Genomic DNA, 24,584 nt, shown 5'->3' on the forward strand with positions numbered 1-24,584 from the left:
ATATGGCAGCAATACAAAGCGCTAGTTGGGTTGGGCACTCGGACCTAGCAGTCCAGATCGGGCAGAATATACGCCGACCATTGAATCAGCGGGCTTCAGGAACTAATCCATCGCCGATCATCTCATTGAAGGCGGTCTACGGAATTCTTCCCTACCCAGTCCAGTACCGCTCGCTCCACCCGGTCTGGCGGAATGAACTCCTGCTCCAGTCTCCCGCGGCCGCTAGCCAGCAAGGTCTGGTAAAGCAGTGCCTCGTCCTGTGATAGCTGCATATCAGATTGAAATGGCATGGTTGTAGGCTCAACCACCGCGTATCGTTCAGCTAGCGAATCGAATAGTTCCTCTGTCATCAGCAGAGCGGTCAAGCGTGGCTGGTATTGGCGAGCCGTCGCCAACATCGAGAGCCCCCATGTGTCGACATCACCCCAGTAGGCCACGTGCCGATCCGAAAGCCAGGATGCCTGCATCCACTTCAGGTTGAGACCTGCACCAAGAATTGCGATCGTGCCAGGAGCCCGCGGCAAGGCATGAAGACACTGCTCATTCTCCACAATCAGAATATGATCTGCAGGCAAGGGTGCCGTCATGAGCGATCGCGCGGGCACTCGGCACTGCGCAAAAGGCAGGAGCGCCCCTGAGAGGTCCGCGAGCATGAGCCAATGATCATCGCTGCTGGATGCATCGAGGAAGGCCTCCAGACCTCGCGAGCTCACCTCACCATTGTGTAGGACGTCGAGCATGGCTACCAGCAGACTGCGATGACGCTCGATGAACTTGCTATCGACACCCGGATGCCCCAATGCTCGCAGTGGTCGTCCGCCGGCGGCGCCCGGCCGCAGCGCCAATGCAAGCCTACCTACGCTGGCAACTTCGTCAGCGCTGCGTTCGAGGACCCACGAAAGCCGTCTGACAAGCAGCGCATGAAAGCGCTCGTCGCATTCAGCCACCACGCTTTCGAGATGTCGAAACTGTAGCTGAATCGCTCGGTCCGACGCCGCCGCAACCCACTCACTCGGTCGATGCAGCTGCCATAGGATCGGCACAGTGACTAGATCACTGACACCTCGATAGCGCTTCTCTTCCCAGCGCACCTCGCCGATTCTAACGCTCCGCCATGCGGCAACATGATCGCGCACGCTATTCAGATCCGTCAGGATTGAGCTGCTGACAGGTGCGCCAATTTGCAGCGATACTGGCCACTGATCCGGTCGCAACAGGCGTAGCTCACGTACAGCCGGATTTTCCCACTGACGGGCCAGGCGCGCCGCCAGCTCGCCAGGTGACTTCATGACACGGCAATCGCCTCGCCACCCCGGCGAGCCTCGGCATGTGCCTCAAGTACTTCCCAACTCATCGAGGTCAGCGTCGATTGCAGGTTTCTGCGGTGAACCAGTATGGCAGACCGGGTGTGCGTGCGAAGTAACTGCATCTCCTTGTTGGGCGTGACGAACAGGGGATGCAAGCCAAACTCGCGCAAGGCTGACACGATTCGACCAGCGACGGCGTGTGAGCTTTTCGAGAATGCCTCATCGAGTACGATGCTACCGAATAGCGGTCGGTTGGCACCATCCGGGCAAAGCGCGTAGCTGAGTGAGGCGATCAGGATGTAGCTCGCGAAGATCTCCTTTTCGCCACCACTGCCACCCTGCGAGCCCTGCTGCGAGCTGAGTACTTCGTCGCTGTGACGATCGATGACCGACACCGAGAACTGCAGCCGGTAGCGTGGATCGAGCAGTGCTCTTGCCCCCACGGTTCGCCTGTTTTCACTGGCATCCCTTAGCAGGCGCACAAGATTTTCCAGGGCCTTGAAGTGGCTTTCACCCTGATCATCCTTCAAAGCATCGGCACGAAGCTGACGTTGCGCGCGCTCGAGGGTTCGCAGGCTCTCATGGGTGACCCGCAGCGGCACCAGCCGAAGGTATCGCCCGGTCTGAAAGTCTACTCTTCGCAGCGTCTCGTTCAGGTCGGCGATGCGCTCCTCGATAATCGAGACCTCGTTCATGATGCTGCTCAGTAACTGGGTCACCCCCTGGTCGGAGGACTGGTTCAAATAGGCGAGAAAACGAGCAAGCTTTTCTGGCAAGGCTTCTTCGGTCAACAGGCGAAGACGTTCCAGATAGGCCGGCACATCCTGCAAGGCAGTACCCGCTTCGGCCAGCGCGCCGGTATCGACCGCCTGCGCCCTGCCCATCATCTGCGTGAGATTGAGTTCGAACCCCTGGACCTGGCGGCGCAACCTGTCGATCGCTTCGCTCAGACGGGTCTGCTCGGTTCGCTCCAGATCCTCGAGATGCTCAAGATGCTGCGCTGCCAGCGCTTTGAAGTTGGTCTTACCCAATGTCTGCTGCTCTGCAGACAGGCTTTGCCCCAGACGAGACCTGAGGCTCGAGCAGCGCTGCTGTGCACGATCGAGTTGCGACTCGAGCACAGCCACTTCGTTGCTCTCTTTGGCGCTCGCTTCACGGGTAACTTTCAGCATATCTGCCACTCGCTGGTACTCATGCCGAGCTGTTTCAAGATCAGAGTCCGGGGCGGTCAATGCAGCGAGGCGTGACTCGAGCTGCGCCAGCTCCGACTGGGCACCCGGAAGGTCGATGCCCTCGAATGTCAACGCGTTCAGATCCTCGAGCATCTGCATACGATGTTGTAGCGTGTGCTCCCGGGCTTTGGCTGCGTCGAGCGCCTGACCGGTCTGTTGCTCGCGACCATGCAGCTCCTTCAGTTCAGCCGCCAGCGCCTGCAATCGGTCCCGATTATCGAAACCGGTCATCCAGCCCCTGTCGAGAGCCTGGTCGTCGCGCTTCTCGAAATGGCCACTGCGACCGGACATCAGCCCCTCGCGCGTCATGCCGTGCCGGATCTGGCGAAGACGTTCAGGCGAGTCGACACAATGTCTGTCGATTCCAGCCAACAGCGCCTTGAGCGCTTCCCGGTGGTGGTGCGCCTTGAAATTGAGCTTATGCGTGAAACCATCATCCAGAAATCGCGGCTGAGATGCTGGGGCGGTCGCTTCGAGCAGCCGGATGTGTAGACGGTTATTCCGTGCATTGACCCAGCCGAGTGCTGTCTTCATGGCTGCAGACGGCACGAGGATACGCAGGCGGTGACTACCGATTGCACGCTCGATAGCGCCCCGCCAGTCACTATCCTCGGGCCTCACCTCCACCAGCTCGGCCACGAACGGCAACTCGTCGTCATCCATGTTGAGCTCAGCGGCGAGTTCGCTCCGGAAATCCTGGAAACGGCCGTCGATGTTCGAGCCTGGACGGGCTTTGATGCGCTCGATCTCTTCGGTAAGGCTGGTTCTCGCACGCTGGTTTTCGTGATGAGCGACGGCACAATGCAACAGGGCGTCTTTTGCTTCGCTGGCCTGCTCTACGAGCGCTTGTAGCTGCGCCCGACTCTCTGCCTGGTTCGCTGACAGGCTCTCGGCATCCAGCGTTTCCGACAGCCCCAGGTTCCTGACAAGGCGCTGGTAGTCTTTGGCGAAGCGAGCCCGCTCGTCCACCCAACGACCCTGCTGACCGATCTGACTACGCAGTTGCTCGATATTGGCCCCACCAGCCTGGAGGTAGACGTCCTTCAGTGCGTCCGCCTCTTCCTGCTGCCGGTCTATGTCCAGCGCTATCTGCTGAATCCGGGCCTCACCGGTCGAGACAGCCTGTACCAGCCGGTCGACCTCTGCTTCCCAGAGCCCGAGCCCCTGGGCGGCAAACCAGCGCGGCAGGATCTGTGCAAGCGTCTGCTTGCCTTCCATTTCAGCGGCGACCGCCTGATGCTTTTTGTGTAGATCGGCAACTGGCTGCAAGGCCTGTTGCTGCCGCCGTGCCGTATCGAGTTCTGAATGTATGCCGCTGAGATCATCGAACTCGTTGGCCACTTCTGCGGCACGGGCAAATGCGGAGCGATCGTCAAGGACCAGCTCGCGAAAAATCTCGTCGATGCTGTTGAGCTGCTTCAGGCCAGCCGCTCGATTCAGCAGGTCGAAGGCGTTATCACTGACCTCGAAGAAGCGCCTCAATTGAGCCAGGTAAGCCTTCTTGCTGTCGTTGACCTGCAGGCCTGGCGTTTCGCGGGCATGCTGCTTCAGCGCGCGACTGCCACCTTCATGATGCATGGCCAGCCAGTCGGTGAGCGAAGGTTCGTTCGTGCCTGCCTCGTACTGAGCGAATAGCCACAGTCGTTTGAGATCCGACGCCGCGGCTGCCGTGCTGTCCAGCCAGAACAGCCCCGCCACACGAACGCATTGGGACTCCTTCTGAAAACGTGCGCTGATGGCGGTCGTGGTTCGTCCAGTCCGCGCAATATGATCTTCATTACCTCGACCATTTCCAGCACCTGACACGCCGCGGACATAGGAAATCAGGTCGCGGTCGCTCTCATGTCCGCCGGTCGAAGCCAGGTTGTAGCGTGGTGACTGCGTGATCAAGGTCATGAGGGCATCGACCAGCGTAGTCTTACCGCTGCCAGTCGGGCCGATGAGCGCCGTACCACGAGGGTCGACTTCAGCGCTATGCCAGTTTCCGAAAGAGCCCCAGTTGAACAGATCGACATGGGTCAGCAGAAAGCTTTTGCCGTCATCGATTGGTAAATCAAGACTCGCCTGGGTGGATGGCATGGTCATTCGAGGGGTGCTCCCTGCTCGCCCGTTCCAGGTTCGTCCCCTGGACTCGTGCGCTCAGTATTATTTCGACGTCGAAAGTGGCGAAGGAGACTCTGCAGGTTCTCGGGGTTCGCGAGGTGAGTGATTATCGGCCGGATAGTCACCTGGTCGCCACTGCTGATTTCAGAGACGATACCGTGGCCCTTGAGGTGCTCCAGCAGATTCCTCATGCGCTTCTGATCCCTGTCATCGCTGCCGGTTTCGCCCAGGTAAAGATTGATTTGTGGCAGCAACTCACCAAGCTCGACTACAGCCTCCGATGCGCCGATGCCGACATCCTGTTCATGCGCGAGAAACTGCTGGCGGAGAATAGCGAGCATCAGCGACTGCTCCAGCGTCAGACGCTGGCGTCGCACCAGCGGATGGCTCCATTCGTCGCCCTCTGTTTCGCCGATAGCGCTTTCGGCTACGATCAGGATGGCCAGACCACGGATATCATCCACCTGCATTCGCAGATCGAAAGGCTCGAGCACACGGTCGACCTCCTGTGGCTGCTGCAGCAAGGTCTGGTAGAGCTTAGGTTTGCGCTCAGCTTCGATCAGGCCGAACTTCAGCAGTTCCTGAACGGCAGCCTTCAGCTTCACCGGCGTGTAGGCAACGCCGTGCTCGTCAACATTCGAATCGCCGACCGATACGGCCGGCGCGTTATCAGACCGCTCGTCGCGGCTCGGTCCTTCAGTAGTGGCTGACCCAGCCGCCTCGGCATCCGGACGTTGGGTCATACGATCAAAAAGGCTGGTCATTAGAGGTCCCAATCGATAGGTGCGAGGGCAGCATGTGTCAATGCCACTTTGGGCACACTGAAACGCAATCCGCCGCCGGCAGGATCGATAACTTCGATGGACTCCAGTGCCTCATCGACCTCGACCCCCGCTTCGCGGGCCATGCTCAGCCAGAGCGCCAGGGTTTCGAGGTCATGTGATGGCGGAAGATGAGAGGCCAGGTCAGCCAGGCTCATAGGTGCCCCGGTTACTTTCAGCACCTCGAGGGTTCCCCTGAATAATGCCTCTCGATCGAGTCCATCGAAAGCCTGCCAGAAATCGTCTTCGATATCGTTGAGATTCATGTCCTGCAATTGCAGATCCAGCGACTGTTCGGCGGTATCGTCAATTTCCTTGAAGCGAAGACGCTCCAACAGTGGGAGCGCACCGACGGCGACCGGGATTGGTGGCAGAGGTGCGGGGCTTCGGCGCACCGATTGACTGCTCCAGTCAATGCTCAGCGCTTCGCCCAGCAGATCGTTGAGCAAACGGCCGACTCTGTGATGCTCGGCAGCGAGTCCTGTTTCAAGAAAGCCTTTCACATCACGCTCGCTCCGTGCGCGGGCCTGAATAACCCGTTCTGAGTCTTTCACGAGTCTATATAGCAGCCAGCGCAACTCGCTGGCCTGAGGCAGGGTCAGCGCCTTTTGAGTAGCCGGGTTGCGCAAGATCTTTCGCAGACGAAGCTTCATGGCATCCAGCTCAACCGAGCGCCCGAGCTGCTGATGGAACGAGTGGAAAACCTGACCCTCAGACGTTTGCAGGAGATGATCGTGACTGTCCAGCAGCTTGTCGACGATCTCCCCACGATGATGCTCATCGCTGATGATCGAATGCCGTAGAGCCTTGTCTGCCTCACGATAGGAATCTTCGACTCTCCGAAAATCCGAAAGAAGACTGGTTGCGAGGCTATAGACTTCACGGATGCCCTCCTGCGCACGAGGCCCCTCGAGCACTTCAAAATCGCCCTGTGCAATGGCGGTCAGCTCGCGTTCCAGTCGTTGAATCTGTTGCCTGATATGTGCCGCCCGACTTGCGGGATCAGGATCGAGACGCGATTCGAGATTCTCGATTTCGCGCTGGACCGTCGACAGCCTTGAAGCCGTCGATGTCATAAGACGGTTATCGAGACTGCTGGCGAAAGTCAGCGCCTTTTCAAGCGCATCCGTTGCCATGATCAAGCCGTCGCGCTCGATGATCAGCCCCTTGCGAACCCAGGCCCGAAGCTCTTTCTGTGCTTCGCTGCTGTAGTCAGATGAGTTGATCGCCATCGCTTCATCATTCGCATGCTCAGAAAGAATACTGGCCAGCGCCTCGCGAGCATCTTCGATAGGAATTTCCCCACTGCCCTCAGTGAAAAGGCTTTGCAGACAGCTCAGCAGCAAAGGTGCGCGAGGTGACGCCAGCAGCAGCCAGGCAGGATGCTGCCTGCGGGCCAAAAGATAGGATTCGGTTCTGAGACGGGCAGCGTCGGACATCTGGGCCCCTGAGGGAAAAAGTGCGGGCATTATCCAGTGCTGACCGGAGGGGCGTCAAATAGCGCCTGAGCATATTGGCGCGAGGGCCGTCCCCGTACTCAGGCTCGACTCAGCAGCGCTTACTTCGCAGGATGATCTGCAGCCTTCCAGAACGAATGTTTCCTGCCATGAGCAGTCTGCAACTTGCGGATATATGTCTGAGCATCAACAAGCCCTTCGTAATCGGCGATGGCCTTATCCAGCGCCAGCAGCTGTTTAAAATATCGAGCGCCGTGCCGGTAGGCCCTGGTGTAGCCACGATTGAGGAGATCATCGAGCAGTGCGCGATAGCACACGACCTCGGCGAGCAGATTGTCATTTCTGGAGAACAGTTCGATCCACGCGGTTAATGCGCCGAAGTAGACATTTTCAAGCTGAGCGGCATGTCGTACCAGCAGTCTCGCAGCCTCATCAATGCTCTCTAGCAGAATGAGCATCTGCACCCGCTGGTAGAGTTTGTCTGGTGGCTCAGGGAGCGCTTCGACCGCCTGTCGCAGCTCGAGCACAGCCGGGCCGTTCATATAATGTAAGCACTCTTCGAGATTCCAAAGGGTTGGGTGTGATCGAAACAGCTCCCGCATTTCGTTCTCAAGCTGCACAGCCTGCCCTGTCTTTTGTAGCCACTGATTGCGCAGGCTACGATGCTTGCCAGGATCGGCTTTCCATAATGGTCGGCCCAGCCAGTATTCCACACGCTCCAGTGCGTCGATCGAAAGCGCAAAGCGAACGATATCTTCGACCTGAAGCGTATTCGGTTCAGGACTTCGCAGCAGAACGCTGGCTTCATACATCTGGATATCTGCCAGCGCCACGGCGACAGCCCTCAGCCCCAGGGCTGCCTTGATGCCAGCATAGCTGTCGTCGGACGAACTGCCGTCGCGGAGCCTCCGAGCCAATTCCTGTTCGAATGTCGAGGCCAGCTGCCGCAACTCCTGTGGCGTCAGGAGACCACCGCTAGCCGAAATCAGGTCGTCGAACACACCATAGCCGTCATTATGGACATAGCTCAGAATCTTGCTGAGCCAGGGTGCGCCGTCTGCATCTCCGGCACGAACCTGCTCTGCGAACTTCAGCCACAACTGCATTGCAAATTTGAAAACGTCCCCGAGATTTCCGTCAGAATCATCAACTCGCTGGAATAACGCATTGGGCAGGCTCAGGAAAAGTTGGATGACCGTCAGCGCCGCGTCAGGATCACTGCTACCGAGTTCTTCCGCCTCGCCAAGCAGACTTTCGAGCTGAGCAGCAAATGCCGAGCTGGCGCCGTAGCTAATGAAGTGGGCGTCGTCTCGAAGACTGTCGATCTGAGCGATTAGCGCATCATTACTCTGGCGCGATCCCGGATTTATGGCCTTGTAGATGTGGCGGTCTATAAGGTTGTCGATATGCGCATCGAGACCATAGATCGAAGTTAGCACGCGAATAAGCTCTGACTTCTTCAGCGTTCCGAGCTGTTTTTCCAAGGCAGCATTATTTCTAAACAAGGGTGAGGCCTGCGGGAGACTAGGGTTGATGGAGATTCCAGGATCGGCTAATCAAGGTTCACGAGCCATTTTACTACAACATCTAGCTATCAATACCAAACGCCGTCAGCAGGTCGATGATCAGAACAGCACCAGTCAAGCAACGGTCAAGCACATCCTGCCTAACCCGCTACTACGAACAAATTAGCTGGTTTGAGTCCAGCAGTCTGGGTGCAGGTTACTGGCTTCTACAGCTAGTGAGTCAGGCGAATCCGAGCGTATTTATGCTCGCCGAGCGTATTTATGCTCGGTCATAAGCCGCCCCTTTATGCTCACCGACTTGCTTGATTTGCCCAGCTGCTTTCAGTTTGGTCAACAAGCGGTAAGCCTGGTTCCGATCGAGACGACAAAGGTCCATCACATCCGCTCGTTTAATGGTGCCGTGGGTATCGATAAAGTTCAGCACCATTTGTTCCTGCTGAATCGCATCGAATCCTGCCTGACGTAAATAGGCTGCCTTCTCGCCAGCCCCTTGATAGACCTTTGCGCTCAGAGTATAGGTGCGACCTTTACCGATACCATGGGCCTCGACCATATCAGCCTCGACCAGCTTTTCCAGAGCACCTCGGACCATGGTTTCAGGCTTTTGTACGGACCTGGCCAAGTCCGCTGTTCTTAACCGCCGCTCGTTGCGCAGCCGGGAGAGAATAATCAGGCTGTCAATAGGCATGGCGACACCAGTTTGCTCCTCACGCTGGACAATCATGCGCAGGAACTCGGCGTCTGCATCTGCCGCGCTCATGCGCACGGCGACAGTGTAGGAAGAAGACATGGAATAATCTGGAGCGGCACGTCCATAGCGCAACATGCCCTCAAAAATCCGATCGATGCCCCGACCGGTGCGTTCGGCGAGACCAACGCGTTTGATAATATCGGCTAACAGGGGGTTACGGGAGCGAGGGGCGGCCACGAGCAGGTTATCCAGATTAACCCCCTCCACGAAACCGCCCGGATTGCTAATGCCAAGACCGTCATCATCGAGTTTCACATGCACGGCTCCCAGAGCACTGTAGTCACGGTGAACGAGCGCGTTCACGAAAGCTTCGCGAAAAGCACGACGGTCAAAGTTTGGGATAGGCACTCGGAACATGCCTACCTGAATTTCTTCTTCCTCCACCCTTGCACGGAACAGCAACTCAATTTCCTCAAAGGTCTCCAGCAGTGGCTTGCGGTAGAATTCGTTGACCAGAACGTCGGTACCGCGCAGCACCTGAAACGCCACCTCGTGGGAAGGTAAATATTGCCGGAGCTGAGCTTCCTTCCCCAGCAAAAGCAAGCCCGCGACGGTAGGGTGGAGCCGGCCGTTCACGCTCACCGTCAAACCCAGCGCGCCGTCCAACTCATCATCGGCGAGAGGTATCAGGCTCTGGTCGCCGCCATACTTCTTGATCGCGTTGCGGATGCGAATGCGCTGAATCGGATCCATATCCTCAACATCGAGATTGTCCAGAGGCAGAGCAGAGGGGTCGGCCACTCCGAGGCTGGACTGTCGCTGGATAAACTCATGGGGATAGAAAGGCACCGCCTCTGGAGTGTTATCTATTTTCAGGCGTCGGCGTTGAAGCAGACCGTCAGAGGTAGAGACCAACTGGCGAGACTTTGGAACCTTGATTCTGGCAATGGGTTGCCCCTCAAGCTCCAGACCTTCAACGTACACAGCTAAAGAAGGATTCGTTTTATTGGCAATCAACGCAGGCAGAGCGGTAAGATTTCGATGGTTCGCATGCAGGCCAGTCAACCTGCCGTCGTCTTCCACACCCAGGAATAAGTCACCCCCTTCTGTATTGGCGAGCGCCATGACGGCAGCCACCAGATCCCGATCGGGTAGGCTCTTGACGTCGCTCTTGAACTCGACAGTGAGGCTTTCACCACCGCGGATAATTTCATGCACATCTCGCTCTGTCATTCTCATCGCCCAAGCCTACCGGAAGTACAGAAGTTGAGACGCCTGGCTAGTACCGTTCTGGATTGACACTTCTGTTTGAGATCGCGACCGTACACTCTAAACTCCCATGAGCGCCCCACGCTGAGGCCAGTATCCGTTTTTAAAGTGCTGCGGCTTCTTAAAGCGGCACCGGCGCCGTCCTGCATTACCTTTCTGACAGCAAAATACTAAACGGCACCACGATCAACGTTCCGCTGACTAGCAGGCGTAGCCAGCAGTTCAAGCAGCGCAACCCTGCCATCGCTGGGCTTATTCTAGTGGGACGATAGACTAGCGCGGCTAAGGCCCACAGAACCCAGTTCAAGTAGGCTACTGCAGCAAAGGCTATAACAACAACTGTGGTTCCAAAGAAAACGAACCAGGCAGAGAGTTCATCTTGTGCCACTTCCCAGCCTGCTATCTCAACCCATGCTTGGCCAAACATTATACCGAAGCTCAGCAGTCCAATGTCCACGGTGACTAACAGTAGCCGGTTTGCTGCTTTTGCCGTCCATCGTTGCACAGCGTCTTGTCGTACAAAGAGAATACTTGCGCTGACCATCAGAAATGCAAAACAGCCGACGACATTCCACAGGAGGTCACCCACTCCCTGATCTCTTGCTCGCGTAAGATATTCGACGCTTCGATAATCACTCAATAACGCGACACACCAGACGTAAGCAATAGCTGGCAGTACCCACCAGACCGCGTGCCTTAGAAATTCTTTAAAAGCGGGGAGGGCAAAATCTATACCATCTAATGGCTTGATAAGCTGATGGGCGCGAATAAGAACAGGTTCAATCCTACGGAGCAGAATGTCCAGTTGGCAAAAGGGTTCTGCCGAGCTCATTCGGTATTGAAACAAATGCTTTCGGAACAGAAGCCTGGCCCGATAGTTTTTATATCGTGCGTCTACGTCGTCACGGGAAGCAACATTGGTGTCTCTGGCTTTTTCCCACAAAACCTTATCAGTATTTCCGCTCGCCAGCTCGGTAGCCACCTGCTTATACGATTGCAGCTCAAACTGCCTGCACAAGTTCCTACGCTCTTGATTTGTCATAATTCGCTCGCCGTCTGCGATTCGCCGAAATGCTGATGAAACACCGAGATAGCAGATTAACAACAATCGTTGGTGTGAGCGATAAATTACTAAAAATCAATTACATATATGTCGACTGGGGTTCTTGTTCTAGGCGAAGAGCTGATATAGCCTCAAGCGGCACGCCCAAACGCCCCCTGCAAAAAATCATTCCAGGCTCAGCGTCGTATTTCGGGGTATCGCAGCACTGCGAATATCGCGCTGCGGACGGGGATCTTTGGTGTCACACATGGGAATACCTGCCTTTGGTTTTGATGAAAATGTTTATGGACGCTCCGCCATGAAATCCTCCGAGACCGGCGGTGTGCTCGTGAAAAAGCTGTCCCAGGTGTTCTCTACCGGAGAAATGATCCTCTCCTTACCGACCACTCGGACACTGACCTTTTTTACGCCAGCTGGAAATCGGGTATCGGCAGGCAGGCGCACAGCCTGCGTGCGATGGTCCTCAAAAACTGTTCCAGTACGCATCATTCAAACCCCCTCCCCCAACAACACCCCCGGATCCCGCAACACCCGCTCAAAATCCTCCGCAGACAACGCGGGCCGAAACAAAAACCCCTGAAAACAATGACACCCCATTTCCCTCAGCATCTCCATCTGCGCCTTCGTCTCCACCCCCTCTGCAATGACATCCAGTCCCATGGCATCGGCCAGGGTCGGAATGGTCTGTGCGATGGCTGCATCATTGGCATCCGTGAGAATGTCACGAACGAATGAGCGGTCGATTTTGAAGGTCGACAGCGGGAGGCGTTTCAGATAACTCAGTGAGGAGTAACCGGTGCCGAAATCGTCCAATACCAGTTGCAGGCCGCTGAGCTGCATCTGCTTCATGTTTTCCAGGGTATCTTCGGTATTTTCCAGCAGGACGGACTCGGTCAGTTCGAGTTTCAGACTTGACGCCTCCACATGCCAGGTCTTCATACTCTTGCGCATTTTTGCCAGACAGCCGCTCTGGTGGAACTGACGGGCACTCAGATTGACTGAGATCTTGACTGGCAGATGCTCACTGGACCATTTCGCCAGCTGAGCACAGGTCTGGTTGAAGACCCAGTCGCCGAGCTCTTCGATCAGGCCGCAGTCCTCGGCGATCGGGATGAATTCTTGGGGCGGTATGGAACCCAGGCGGGGATGCTGCCAACGCAACAGCGCTTCAGCGCCCACAATGGCCATGGTCTCGAATACCTGTGGCTGATAAAAGATCTGCAGTTGACCGCCGCAATCGAGGGCAGCCCTCAAGCCCTTCTCCAAGGTGCGCCGACGCCTGGCCTCGGCCTGCAGCTGCGCGTCGTAGAAATGGCTGGTATTGCGCCCCTTCCCTTTCGCCTTGTACATGGCCAGATCCGCCTGAACCAGCAGTGTCTCGGCGCTGCTGATCCCGCCATCGATCAGGGTGATCCCCACACTCCCCGATATCTTGACCCGGGACCTGGCCAGCGTGATTGGATGCTGCACCGCCGCATTGATCTTGCCAGCGAGCAGGCTGGCCTGTTTGGCGGCAGTGGCGTGATCAGGAGAGAGTTCCGGCGTGAGCAGAATGAATTCGTCGCCGCCGATCCTGCATAGCGTGTCCTCATCGCGCATATCATGTTTGAGGCGCGCAGCTATCACCCTCAGCAGCTCATCACCGGCACTATGCCCGCCGGTGTCGTTGACGCGTTTGAAGTGGTCCAGGTCGATATAGAACAGGGCGCCATAACTGCGCCCGCGCTGACTGATCTTGATGGCCTGTCTCAGACGATCCATGAACAGCACGCGGTTCGGCAGGCCGGTAAGCGGATCCTGGAACGCCATCTCCAGCATCTGCGCTTCCGCCTGGCGGAGATCGGTGATATCCAGACAGATACCCGTCAGATGATTCCTGAACCCCGCCCGATCCCAGGACACCTGGGCCTTGATGAGCACGTGACGAATCTCGCCACTCGGCCGAAGGATACGAAACTCGCTGTCCAGCGGCTGATGCGTCGACAAGGTGCGTGCCAGGTCCGTTTCCAGCCGGCTCCGGTCATCCTCGTGCAGGCTTCTGAGCCAGAGCGCTTTCTCGCCATCGAACACACCCGGAGATAGGCCATAGATCCTGTACATCCAGTGGTCCCAGTTGAGCTTGTGGGTTTCGAGATCATACTCCCAGATGCCGATCTGACCGGCGTCTGCCGCCAGGGCCAGGCGCTCCTTGGCCTGACGCAGTTCGCTCTCACTCATGAAGCGGTCGTGATAGAGGGCCACCAGCCCCTGTCCGACCTCCGGAAGCGGCATTGCTCTCAGCAGGAACCAGCGGCGCTCTTCAGGACTGTGGCAGGGATACTCGAGCGTAAAGTCATCGCACTTTCCTTCGATGACGGCCCTGATGCCATGCAGGGCCAGCGCGGCGGAGGTGTCGCCAGAGTCTATCGATCGCTGGCAGACGTCGAAATAGTTCTGATTGGTCCAGTCATCAACCGGCCCCCTATTCTCCCGTGAGAACCGGATCCACGCCGCATTGACGTAGCGAATACGGCCAGTTTCATCTATGACGACCACATGCGAAGCGGAATGCTCCACAAGGGCCTGCGACAATTCGAGTACTGCTTCCATTCGTCTCCCCCATTCTGGTCTTGCCGGCTAAAGTGCTGTTATTTCAGCTCGACAAATGAGAGACCTCTACATGCGCCTGGATTGGTGTTGGATCCGGGACCGAGACCTTTGAATTTACTATACTCTTTTGGGGGTGGAGGGGGTAGTGAGGGTGGTTCTCATTGAAGCCAGAACCTCCTAGGTTCTGAATGAAAGAGATTTAACTCCCACTCCCGCTCAGATGCTGTCATAAATCCAGGGGTTAGCTCGACCAGTAGTAGTACCGAGGAGACGTTCGACTCGACATCTCCTACGGCGCGTTAGTCAGGATAATTTTGCTGGCTATTTGGACCCTATAAATAAGGCCACAACGTCGCCATCGGTGCCAGCCAGCTCAAGCTCGAGAAGGTCGGGATCATAAGCCCCCAACGCCTGATATTCTCCATCTCTAAGAGCACCGGAAGCTCCACCGGGAATATCACCACAATTAGCGGCCGAAAAGACCGTTTCGAATACGTTATAACGCGGATCAGGGATGGTTACACTGCCATTGAAGGTGCAGCCACTGTCGTCTTGGCCCGTGATTGCGCCGTCTGACGTTATCGTGACCGTCGTTGAAGTAGTATCGACCATCACGTAGGTTCCTGAGATGGCTTCAAGCGTCACGCCAAGATCACTGTATGTATTTTCGCGAACGAATGAGGATCCGGAGGTAAAGCCGGGGCTAGTAGCCGTAGCGGTGAGGCTCTCTGAGCTGATCACTCTACCTTCCAGAGAGCCATTAACTGACTCCCACACCTCATCCAGAAAAACGGAAGATCCGACTCCCGTAAAAGTGTTGTTGCTGCGAAATGTGAGCGTGCCGAAGGTTCCATCAATTTCACTCACTATTGTCACAAACTTGCCGGTAGGGCTCAGCAGCGTAATGGCTTCATCAACACCTCCCGACTCATAACGTATCTCCGTTACAAAAGCGCCCGGTTTTACAGTCGTCGCGACAGCCACTGGCTCGCCCCCGCCGCCGGAGGAGCCACCGCCCCCGCCACAAGCGGCCATGGCAAGCGCCGCAACAACTGGGGAAACGCGAAGTGCAGTGTTCTTTAACAGCTCAAACATCTGTCTTTCCTTACATCATCGGCTAGGTCAGCGCTTCTTACCCAAGGCGAGTCCTCTCGGGTTCGTCGGGATCAGGGGAAATGATCGGTCCACTAGATGAAGCACACAAAGGTCACGGATTTTTATCGATCCGCAACCTAACCATAGTGGTAGGTTTCCCACAGCACAAACTAGCGCACCTAAATAAGCGTCATTCTTTGACCAAAAGCTCTCTGCAAGAAATCAGTCAACGGTGTCACTTCTGCGCCACAGTCTTCCTCGTGGCATTCATCGCAGTAATACCGAGCTTCCGCGTGCGGTACTCAGAGAGCAACTCGACCAACCTACCCTCCCCGAGAGGCTGCCCAACCAGAATGTCTGGCTGCAGTTTCACGCTGTGCCAGAAAGAAGCGGAGCGTGACACTTGTCGTTCGTGATAAAGCGGATGTATGGGCGGGTGCTGGCAAAGCGGCTCGATCGATAATGCTACTGATTACCGACCCCTTCTTGATGTTGCCGCTAAAGTCTACTGGGCGTGATTTTTTTCTGGAAATGCACCGATTACGCAGCGCTAAGAAACTTGATGACCTGATCCCCAAGCTGCCGCGTGTTATACGGATTACCGTTGCCATTCAGCATCTGAATGCCGAGCTTTTTCGCGAGTGTTCGAAGGGCGGGTGCGGTTGGACTGAGGAGCTCACCGGATCGTTCTACCTCGATCGAACCATTTTCAATTTCTCGCACGGTGTAATCTTCGAAGCTCACTTGTCGGAGACATTTGAGCTCGCTTTTCGGCCGGTGAAACTTGACGAGTTTGCTGAATGACAGGATATATTTTCCGTTCGCTTCAGAGAACAGTTCTGCGACCTCAGCGACAGGCGCATTCAATAGCGTTTCGATCTGCATTTCTTCGGTATTGACACGAAGCACAACGATTCGGTCCACCAGACTCAAAGAGTTGGCATTGAAAGAAACATGTCCGCTCGAACCCATCATGGCTGTCGTCTTGACTGAGATCCGCTCCCCTTCGCTACTCACCACGTCGTAGCCGTGCTGATTTACCTGGGTCGCCATCTGGCCGTTGGTAATAAGTGCCGTATACAGTTCGCCAATGCGTCCGCACAGATGTCTTAGTTCCGTTGGCGGAACGCCCCAATTCAATTCTCGCTCGAACCAGGCCATGGACTCCCCTAGAGACTGGATCAACTGCATCTGGGTTAGCGCCATTCACCCTCCTCTCCACGGATAGACCGGTGGTTCATAGCGGGAGCCAGAGCCTTACCCGCAGCAGCCCGTGACTCATGCGCCTCACGCCGATTGCAGCCTGGACGGGTAAAGGCCCAGCAGTGTTCATAGTCGACACCGAGACGTCGAAGTCGATCTCTCGCTTTGCCTCCAGCGGCGAGGATTAATGCGTTGGGAAATAGTCGGAGGAGTTCCCGGAGATAAGTATTGGAGAAATACTCGATTAAAGGCTTTGGGACGCTTTTCGTCGTGGAGCCATGCGGAAGCGACATCCAGAAGGTGCAGCTGCCGGCAAGATGCTTCTCCATCATCTGCTCAGTATTTTCAGGCCACACATAGCTACATAACGTCTTGAGGTTGAGCCGCCAATAATGCTCTTGCAGGTTGAGATTACGATCTCGCAGAAAGGAGTCATGATTGATTGCCGGCAACAGTTTCTTCGCTTCGGTAGGCGTAATCGGTCCAAGTTCAGCCATGAGAAAAAGCAGCTCTACATCTTTGGGCGCAGGGCCGCCATACCACCGGGGCTCATAGCCCTCCGCCGGGCTCCAAGGTAAGCCGTGTGCGAGGCAGAGACTTTTAAAGTGTTGATCGTCAAGCATGGCTCTCTGCAGATCCAAGAGCTCGCGGTGGGTGGTTTCTAGCTGAGGCACTCAATGACTCGCGTTTGGTAGACGGATTGTCTGCTAAGTATAGGTCAGGGCTATCTCAGTGCTAGGGGCGGGAATTGGACTTATCTCCCCTTGGTCGCCGGGGCGCTCGGCGTAGGAAACCAATACAACACCTGGCTCGGCGCCGATAGGTTGAAAAGAATCGCATCCGATCGTGAAGCGGCAAGCGCGCTTCACGAAAATGATCGGGAAAAACAAACCGCCTTGCCGTTGTCTCGGTGAGTCCATAACAGGAAATGCCCCTAAAACCCCGACGCTATGACTACTAGAATTTCTGACATCTTCGAAAACGAATACCCCCACCCAGCGCTTCAGGGGATGCCCGTTTATGGCATCATTCGAGATAGCATTATGAATCACGATTGCAGGCGGTCCTACGCAATACAGGCGCAGCCGGAGAAAGGGAAACCATGCATGATGGGAAACCTACAACTGGCCGCAGTAGCAGAGCCTGCCACCGTCGCAGATCGTGCGGCTCTTAGCGACAAGGGTGTCTACCGGGCTTCCGCGTCCTCGTTCTGTCGGGCACTGAAACGACATCGGCAGTTGAGTTAATCCCAGCAGGCATAAGAACTGAAGGTACCCAAAAGCATTGCGGGATTTTTTAGGATATAACCGCCGCCGCTCTCATGGCCCAAATACCAACAGAGCATGCCCTTATGAAAGTGACAAACTAACTCTGCAGTCACAGAGTGACAGCTTGTCCATCGAGCGGAAACCATCACCGCCAGTTCCGAAGACCTAGCGCAACTGATGCCTTGCGACGCGTGAATGATAAAGCCTCAGCCGGAAGACCCCCACGGCACCAAGGGCTGACTGTCATTGGCCGCCCTCAATCGTTGTACCACTGGATGATTGTTACCTATTCGCGAACTGCTTGCGTTCTGCCATGGGGAATGGAGAGATCGCTGCCCTCTCCGATCAACCACTCCGATATACTGTCAATCACTCTGTTCAAGTGATCTTCACCCATACCTTTTATTTCGCATTCCCAAAGCATACATACCCGCCAGTTCAATCCGTGGAGCTCAGACATTTTCTGTCTGTCCCGGCGAATATTACCCTCGATTTTAGTCCTCCAGAAATCAGGCCGCGTTCTGGGCCATTTAAATAACCGACAATGATGCCCGTGCCAGAAACATCCATTTATCAGGATTGCTGCTTGATACTTAGGCAACACAATATCGGGGGAGCCAGGTAAATCTCTGCGATGTAGCCTAAAGCGAAATCCTCGCTCGTGAAGTCTCTGCCTGACCACGACCTCTGGCTTAGTATTCTTTCCCTTGATGCCAGACATCATTCTTGAGCGAGTTCTTGCATCAACTATATCGGTCATACTGTAATTTGGACCTGGAAAAAAGAGTGTTACCTGGTATCCTAGCTGCCAAAGTGATCTTGGCGAAGCATCAATGACTGACACCATTAAAATAATTGACCTTTTTGCCGGCCCTGGTGGCCTTGGGGAGGGGTTCTCCGCTTTTCAAACGGATAACGGCTCGCTCCCTTTCAAAATCGTCGCCTCCATCGAAAAGGAGGAAAGCGCACACAAAACGCTCACACTCAGAGCCTTCTACCGGCAGTTTCTGGACAAGAAGCAAATTCCAGATGCGTACTACGCATATTTGAGCTCCGACGGCAAAGTCAGTGCTGAAGATTTTTTTTCCGAGAAATACGCAGAAGATTGGGCGACAGCAAAGCAAGAAACGTTAGGAGGCCCGAAGGCATTAGGTAGTGAAGACCACGACCAGATATTCTCTGAAATTGAACGCTCACTTGAGGGACACCGCGGACCCAAACTAGTAATTGGCGGGCCACCATGTCAGGCTTATTCGCTCGTTGGCCGTGCCCGAAACAGAGGGATCAAGGGCTATACCGCGGAAAAAGATGATCGCCATTTCCTCTATCAGGAGTACCTGAAGGTTCTAAACCTGGTGCAGCCAGATATTTTTGTAATGGAAAACGTCAAAGGACTCCTGACGGCCAAGGTCAACGGCGAGTCGATCTTTGAGAAAATACGCAAAGATTTGCAGTGCCCTGCACGCGCGCTGAACAGCGATCGCGAAGAAATAGAATATGAACTGCTTCCGCTGGCTTGTCCCTTGGAAGACTTGGGTGGGCCGGGGCATTTCCGCAACAAAGATTTTGTCATTCGTGCTGAGGAGTTTGGCATTCCTCAAGCTCGTCACCGGGTAATTCTGCTCGGGGTTCGCAAGAGTTATAGAAAAAACAGTAACGACGGGGAGCTGCTTGCGAAGTGGAGAACCGATAGTCAGGTAACACCGGGACAGATTCTGGCGGATTTACCAAAGCTTCGAAGCGGATTGACAAAGTGCAAACCGAATGACTTCAAGTCATGGCGCGATAACCTATACCACGGATTTTCGAAGGTATACAACGCTCTGTCGTTTTCTGAAGTTGCTCAAGACAATGCTCAACGCGCCTATGAATCTGCATCTAAAGACCAAGGACAAGGAGGAAGATTTATCCCTCTCTCGGGCAATCGGCCGACAAAAATGCCTGACCGGCTAAAAGCCTGGTACGAAGATGAAGCTATGACGGGAGTTATAAACCATCAAGCTAGAAACCATATGGCTGAAGATCTTCATCGGTACCTTTTCGCAAGTTGCCATGCATCGGTCAATGAAGGTTCATCACCACGTTCAGCAGACTACCCCGAAGAGCTCGCACCTGCTCATAAAAATTGGAAAAGCGGCAATTTTGTGGATAGGTTCAAGGTTCAAGCTGAGAACCGCGTTGCTAGTACCGTGACCAGCCATATCTCGAAGGACGGACATTACTTCATTCACTACGATCCTTCGCAGTGCAGAAGCTTAACTGTGCGCGAAGCGGCCAGAATTCAGACATTCCCTGACAATTACTTTTTTGAGGGGAGCCGCACGCAGCAGTATGTTCAGGTGGGCAACGCAGTTCCTCCATTGCTGGCAAAATACATCGCACAAGTTGTTTACGAAATCATTCGGAAATCAGAATCTGATGGGGTGGCCCAATGGAAATCGAACCAGTGCGAAGACCTAATCCAGATTAGCAATGCAGATTGCCAATGATTAGTCAGCTTCAGTCCTAAAGATGCTGCTGCTCGCCTGAATAGGTTATTTGGTCTGCGGGTTCTCAGCAGCAACGCCATCCCGGAAGCCTCTGAGCTTCCCCACCTCGGCGACCCAGGTGCGGTCCAGCCCCCGATTTTTCAATTCTTTCCGTACCGATAGCCAGGCTTCGCACCGTCAGTCTCGGCCATCTAACGGCACTCAAGTCCTGTCGGATCTTGAACGGTGCATTTAGGCCCGGAGGAGCATTCTTGGCCACCGGGAGACCAGATTGGCACATCTTCACACTGTTCACAGAACCCTGTTTTAGTTGCACAGCGCATTGAGCTCTCCGCGCGTTCATGTTTCTCCAGTAACCGACATCTTGCCCTATTCTGTCATCTTCTCGGGCGCAAATATTTTTCACCAGATATGTTAGTACATTTGACATATATACTGTCTTATGTACTAATGTATTATCTTTAAAAAACGGAGACGGTCTGCATGGGTCAAAAGCAGGATAGGGAAAAATTTGTAAAGCTTGCTGAAGCGCGTGTGAGCAAGGCTTTAAAAGACATAAAGCTGATAGGAAACTTATCTAACCGCAGCAATTACGAGTACACGCCTGAAGACGTAAAAAAGATACATTCAACGCTAAAAAAGGCCCTCGAAGACATGAAAGCACGGTTCGACAGAGACGGTAGGGAAGAGGAAGAGGTCTTCCGTCTCGATGTGTAGCTATCGCATCTGGAACCAAACACTTATTCAACGTTCAGGCAGAGGGTCGAAATGAAACTACACACAAGTCGCGCAGCAGAAACTGAAGATGTGGGCCTCGCCGACAATGATATCGACGGCTTTCTGAAAAACCTTGCGCAGAGCGTATCTCGGGAGAGCACACAGAACTCAAATGACGAGGCGCTCGCCCGACCGGTGAAGGTCTCATTCGACCTCGTGTCGGTTCCGACATCAGAAATTCCAAATGTTGATAACTACCGCGACGTCCTCCGAAGCTGTCTGGCTGAAGCACAAAATAACAACGACAAAAAAGCAAACGAGTTCTTCATCAATGCATTGAAGGTAATTGCTAAGCCCGAAGTGCCCATTTTTCTGATTAGCGATTCCGGAACTAAAGGGGCTGGCGGAACGTTCGGTAAAGGCCAGAAGTTCTATACGCTCGCCATATCGAAAGGCAGAACAGACAAGGACAACGTCTACTCTGCTGGTTCATTCGGAATCGGTAAGAACGCAGCCTTTGCAGGCAGTGAGATGCGACTTGTTTTTTACTCCACCGTTTATGGAGATGACCCTGCCAATCACTTTTACTGTATGGGGAAAAGTATTTTAACCTCGTGGCGAGACAGCGAGGATAATAATATGAGCCACAAAGTCTTGTTCCTCGATGGCTCTGGTGAATTCACGCCTCACACGTCCCAAAGTGAGCTGCCCTCTTGGCTTCAAAAGTCTGAACGAGGCCTTCAGGTTGCGATAGTCGCTCCTCGAATCGAAATCCGCGAGCACTGGCAAGCAAGCTTCATAGCCAATGCTCTTTCTAATTTTTTTGCAGCGATTTACACGGAAGACATTGAATTCGAACTCGGGGGTGGCAGCGACATAATCAATAACAGCACAATGCTTGAATACTTCTCGCGAGACGACGTCAAGCGGGCGGCAGATGAGTCTGGGCTGACCGAACAATTCGAACGGGCGGAAATGTGCACTAGAGCATTCGCGGCTGGCAGTTTTGTCTCTGAGGACTTTTCAGTGGAGGGTCTTGGAGATTTTGAAGCCTTGATTCACGTCGATGAGGGCCTTCCAAAAAAAGTGTGCATCGTTCGGAACGGAATGTATATAACAGATAGTTTGAAGAACTTCGGGCGCCCCCTGAAAAGTTTTCCCAATTCGAAGGACTTTATCATGCTAGTTCGCCCAAAGAGCGTTGAGGACAGTTCGAGTGAACGGCTAAAGAGAATGGAAAATCCGGAACACAACGAGCTTACCACCGGTTACATAGCTGACGAGAGTGAAGTGAGAAAACTCCAAAAAGCTGTTGAAAAACTTGAAACAGGGGTCCGCGCCATCGTCAAAAAATACGCAAAACTGGAGGTCACCAGTACAAAAAACATCGATGAGCTAAAAGATTACTTTGCCTCTCCCGGGAAAGAAGAGGGTGACGGAACTAATGAAGATGATCCAACGAAAACTACGGCCAAAAAGTTCCCAACAAAGCAACCATCTCCCAATGCGCAGCAGCCGGGTAGTGGAGGCGGAGGGAAAGGAAAAAAGAACAACACCAACAAGAAAACCCACACAAAACGAGCCGGGCCGGGCGGTGGAGCCTCAGGACTGTACAAACCGCTACCTGCAAGAACTTATGCAGCACGGTCATCCGCAACGACTTGGAGAATAGAAATTGCGACCCCGCCTCCCTCAGCGCAAGAGTGCGAGATCTGGCCTCAGGCTACATCGCGCGGAAAGGATACAAAGCCGCTCAAAGTGAAAAGCTGCAACTTACCTGGCGCGATCGTTTCGCCGGATGGCCTCAGTGTAAAATTACCTTTAGCCGGCGCCGGAGTCTCTTTTGATCTAGACCTAGAAAATGACGCTGACGTGGTCGATCTACGACCGCTAGTGAAAAGCTAAGGAGAATCAAGTGAGATTCAGCCGACAGACAGCCGCATATCCTTGTCCAGTGCTAAAAGAGGACCTGAGAGAATGTGCTTACTTGAATGGTAAGTTTGCATTCACATTAGATATTGATACGAGCAGAAGCCCGAACACGCTTGAAATCAAGTCAGAACTGCAGCAACCTGAGATAGAAAGTCTTATTAAAGATCGGGCTGCCAATCTGGCCCTTGGAGTCCACTGCGATAAGACTTACTACTATGACTTGGTGGACCTCTCCAATAAGCCCAGGCACAGTATTACTCTCGACGAACAACTCGTTTTTGGAAAGGTATATTTCTTCCTAGTTGTCAAAGCCAAGAGAGCGATAAGCAATTTCTCGCCTAGTGGGCTGGACGCAGTTTTTAATGGAATGCGCTTCGACGTTCGATGCGGAGATCTGTTGGCAATATCAAACGAGCTTGTTTTCAATTACGGGTTTCCTCCCTTACCTGTTGGCGAATCGATCTTCGAACTCGTGCTTCAGCAAGACCGAGATCCAAGCGAGTTCACAGTTGATCTGGGCAAAGAAAAGATTGAAGTTGCTGTTGGTGAACGACTTAATCGACTCCTACAGCTAAACAGCGTCCATTCGATGGGCAGAAAAAAGAACATATCCTCGGTTTACCTATCGGCGCTCGTAGACGTTTTGTATCGCATCACAGAAGAACGGCAACAGCATGAGGGCAAGCCCTGGTTTGAAGCAATTAGGGCGTCTATGGAATCGCTTGGCTACGATGTGATGAAGGATAACTGGGAGCCTTTAACGGTCTCACAGCAGCTACTTCATCACCCCTACATCGCCCTATTTGAGGATGATTCAAAATGACTACAGTCGGAACGGATTTATGGTGGATGAGCTCTTCCAAGGTTAGAGAGCTGAATGAGTCAATCTTTCATAATCTCGATCGATATCGAAACGGAGACTTTTCCGATTTAGCGACTGATGAGGGGTGGTCCCAGAAGTCAATCCTGCGGTATGACCCGTCGTCACTTGCTTCGCTCACAGGTAAGTCCTCAGGCGAACTTGCAGATTCTGTTCTGCTGTTTGAAACCCTCGCCTCACTGGAGCCTAGGCTCGCTACCTCGATGAACGTTTGGGTCCCACTGCTTCACACTCAACTACTCGATTTTGCTAGAAAGAGGTGGTTTAAAACGGACGGCACCGATGAAGACTTAGTTCAGTCGATAAAGGACCATGTTTTCAAAGGTGGTCTGACGGGCTACAGGGACGACAATGCCGCCGCAAGGCTTTGGTGGACTGGCTACATCGGGAGCCGAATCGCGCGGAGCAAGAACTCCGCAGATATCGGAAAGGTACTGACGCCTTTCATGCATAGTACTGATACCCGCTCAAACGTTTTCGAAAGGCCGGGAATCTTCATGGAAAGAGGGCTTGCAAAGCATATCTCCGACTACCTGACCGCCGGCAAGCTGCCGAATCATACTCAAGAGCGAGTGTTTCGCGACTTTTTGATTAATATAAACCTTAAGTCTAATGGTCGTCACTTTGGGGATATGAAAGATACTGACGTGTTCGCTTTTCTCGACGGCTGTAGATAGCAAGGTAATCCTTCGGGAAAACCAAGGGATCGAAAGTCCAACGCCCCGTACAGCTTTAAAAGTGGCAGTGAACTGATCTGATAGATTTCGTATTTTAGTCCGTGATCTTTCCAAAAACTGAAGACCTAGTGGTTTGGTGGTAATTTACCACCTTTATTGGTGTCCGAGATCATTAGGCCATTTCACTCTCAGGCCAAACGTGTGCTGTTCGTCGCGCTCCGGGAAGAGATCCTGCATCAGGCGGCGGCGACCTTTGTGCGCATTG

At 54.1% G+C, this 24,584-nt stretch carries 19 protein-coding genes; 6 read left to right on the forward strand and 13 right to left on the reverse strand.

Annotated elements, in window-relative coordinates; all coding sequences use genetic code 11:
* Positions 1-122 precede the first annotated feature (122 nt).
* The 12 genes from ABD735_RS17735 to ABD735_RS17790 form a co-directional block, all read right to left on the reverse strand.
* Complete coding sequence (locus ABD735_RS17735) at positions 123-1,289, reverse strand: Wadjet anti-phage system protein JetD domain-containing protein (protein WP_344808954.1); 1,167 nt, start codon at positions 1,287-1,289, stop codon at positions 123-125.
* On the reverse strand, positions 1,286-4,624 hold the full coding sequence (locus ABD735_RS17740; protein ID WP_344808956.1) for an ATP-binding protein: 3,339 nt from the start codon (positions 4,622-4,624) through the stop codon (positions 1,286-1,288). Before ABD735_RS17740 ends, ABD735_RS17735 begins: the two co-directional genes overlap by 4 nt.
* Positions 4,621-5,406, reverse strand: coding sequence for a DUF4194 domain-containing protein (locus ABD735_RS17745; RefSeq protein WP_344808958.1), 786 nt, complete (start codon positions 5,404-5,406; stop codon positions 4,621-4,623). The genes ABD735_RS17740 and ABD735_RS17745 overlap by 4 nt, the downstream gene beginning before the upstream one ends.
* Positions 5,406-6,902, reverse strand: coding sequence for a DUF3375 domain-containing protein (locus ABD735_RS17750; RefSeq protein ID WP_344808960.1), 1,497 nt, complete (start codon positions 6,900-6,902; stop codon positions 5,406-5,408). Before ABD735_RS17750 ends, ABD735_RS17745 begins: the two co-directional genes overlap by 1 nt.
* 119 nt (positions 6,903-7,021) lie before the next feature.
* Positions 7,022-8,425 carry a DUF6880 family protein gene (locus tag ABD735_RS17755; RefSeq protein ID WP_344808962.1) on the reverse strand — a complete coding sequence of 468 codons (1,404 nt, stop codon included), beginning with the start codon at positions 8,423-8,425 and terminating at the stop codon, positions 7,022-7,024.
* Positions 8,426-8,705: 280 nt separating this feature from the next.
* Positions 8,706-10,370, reverse strand: a complete 1,665-nt coding sequence (locus ABD735_RS17760) for an ATP-binding protein (protein ID WP_344808964.1) — start codon at positions 10,368-10,370, stop codon at positions 8,706-8,708.
* A gap of 184 nt (positions 10,371-10,554) precedes the next feature.
* The gene (locus tag ABD735_RS17765) at positions 10,555-11,448 is read right to left on the reverse strand and encodes a hypothetical protein (RefSeq protein WP_344808966.1); all 894 of its coding nucleotides are present in this window, start codon (positions 11,446-11,448) and stop codon (positions 10,555-10,557) included.
* A 303-nt stretch (positions 11,449-11,751) separates the two neighbouring features.
* Positions 11,752-11,958, reverse strand: coding sequence for a type II toxin-antitoxin system VapB family antitoxin (gene vapB / locus ABD735_RS17770; RefSeq protein WP_344808968.1), 207 nt, complete (start codon positions 11,956-11,958; stop codon positions 11,752-11,754).
* Entirely contained in the window at positions 11,959-14,058 is a 2,100-nt protein-coding gene (locus ABD735_RS17775; protein WP_344808970.1) for a putative bifunctional diguanylate cyclase/phosphodiesterase, read from the reverse strand. It lies immediately after the preceding gene.
* Between the two features lie 321 nt (positions 14,059-14,379).
* The gene (locus ABD735_RS17780; RefSeq protein WP_344808972.1) at positions 14,380-15,153 is read right to left on the reverse strand and encodes a hypothetical protein; all 774 of its coding nucleotides are present in this window, start codon (positions 15,151-15,153) and stop codon (positions 14,380-14,382) included.
* Positions 15,154-15,693: 540 nt separating this feature from the next.
* Positions 15,694-16,359 (reverse strand): DUF6998 domain-containing protein, encoded by a 666-nt coding sequence (locus tag ABD735_RS17785; protein WP_344808974.1) that lies wholly within the window; start codon positions 16,357-16,359, stop codon positions 15,694-15,696.
* Positions 16,350-16,853 carry a hypothetical protein gene (locus ABD735_RS17790; protein ID WP_344808975.1) on the reverse strand — a complete coding sequence of 168 codons (504 nt, stop codon included), beginning with the start codon at positions 16,851-16,853 and terminating at the stop codon, positions 16,350-16,352. The genes ABD735_RS17785 and ABD735_RS17790 overlap by 10 nt, the downstream gene beginning before the upstream one ends.
* 609 nt (positions 16,854-17,462) lie before the next feature.
* Here ABD735_RS17790 and ABD735_RS17795 point away from each other — a divergent pair.
* On the forward strand, positions 17,463-17,603 hold the full coding sequence (locus tag ABD735_RS17795) for a hypothetical protein (RefSeq protein ID WP_344808977.1): 141 nt from the start codon (positions 17,463-17,465) through the stop codon (positions 17,601-17,603).
* 307 nt (positions 17,604-17,910) lie between these two features.
* Here the strand turns inward: ABD735_RS17795 and ABD735_RS17800 are convergent, their stop codons facing one another.
* Positions 17,911-18,471: a very short patch repair endonuclease gene (locus tag ABD735_RS17800; protein ID WP_344808979.1), complete on the reverse strand. Its 561-nt coding sequence runs from the start codon at positions 18,469-18,471 to the stop codon at positions 17,911-17,913.
* Between ABD735_RS17800 and ABD735_RS17805 the strand changes: the two genes are divergently transcribed.
* The 5 genes from ABD735_RS17805 to ABD735_RS17830 all read left to right on the forward strand — a co-directional run bounded on the left by ABD735_RS17805 (position 18,458) and on the right by ABD735_RS17830 (position 24,319).
* Positions 18,458-20,113 carry a DNA cytosine methyltransferase gene (locus tag ABD735_RS17805; protein WP_344808981.1) on the forward strand — a complete coding sequence of 552 codons (1,656 nt, stop codon included), beginning with the start codon at positions 18,458-18,460 and terminating at the stop codon, positions 20,111-20,113. The two genes, ABD735_RS17800 and ABD735_RS17805, sit on opposite strands and share 14 nt — an antisense overlap.
* Before the next feature lie 483 nt (positions 20,114-20,596).
* The gene (locus ABD735_RS17815) at positions 20,597-20,830 is read left to right on the forward strand and encodes a hypothetical protein (protein ID WP_344808983.1); all 234 of its coding nucleotides are present in this window, start codon (positions 20,597-20,599) and stop codon (positions 20,828-20,830) included.
* Between the two features lie 51 nt (positions 20,831-20,881).
* Positions 20,882-22,735: a hypothetical protein gene (locus ABD735_RS17820; RefSeq protein ID WP_344808985.1), complete on the forward strand. Its 1,854-nt coding sequence runs from the start codon at positions 20,882-20,884 to the stop codon at positions 22,733-22,735.
* A 10-nt stretch (positions 22,736-22,745) separates the two neighbouring features.
* A complete protein-coding gene (locus ABD735_RS17825) occupies positions 22,746-23,585 on the forward strand; it encodes a hypothetical protein (protein WP_344808987.1) in 840 nt (279 codons plus the stop codon).
* Positions 23,582-24,319, forward strand: coding sequence for a DUF6339 family protein (locus tag ABD735_RS17830; RefSeq protein WP_344808988.1), 738 nt, complete (start codon positions 23,582-23,584; stop codon positions 24,317-24,319). Before ABD735_RS17825 ends, ABD735_RS17830 begins: the two co-directional genes overlap by 4 nt.
* Positions 24,320-24,584: the final 265 nt, after the last annotated feature.

It is taken from the genome of Allohahella marinimesophila (genome assembly GCF_039538005.1).
GTDB lineage: Bacteria > Pseudomonadota > Gammaproteobacteria > Pseudomonadales > Oleiphilaceae > Allohahella > Allohahella marinimesophila.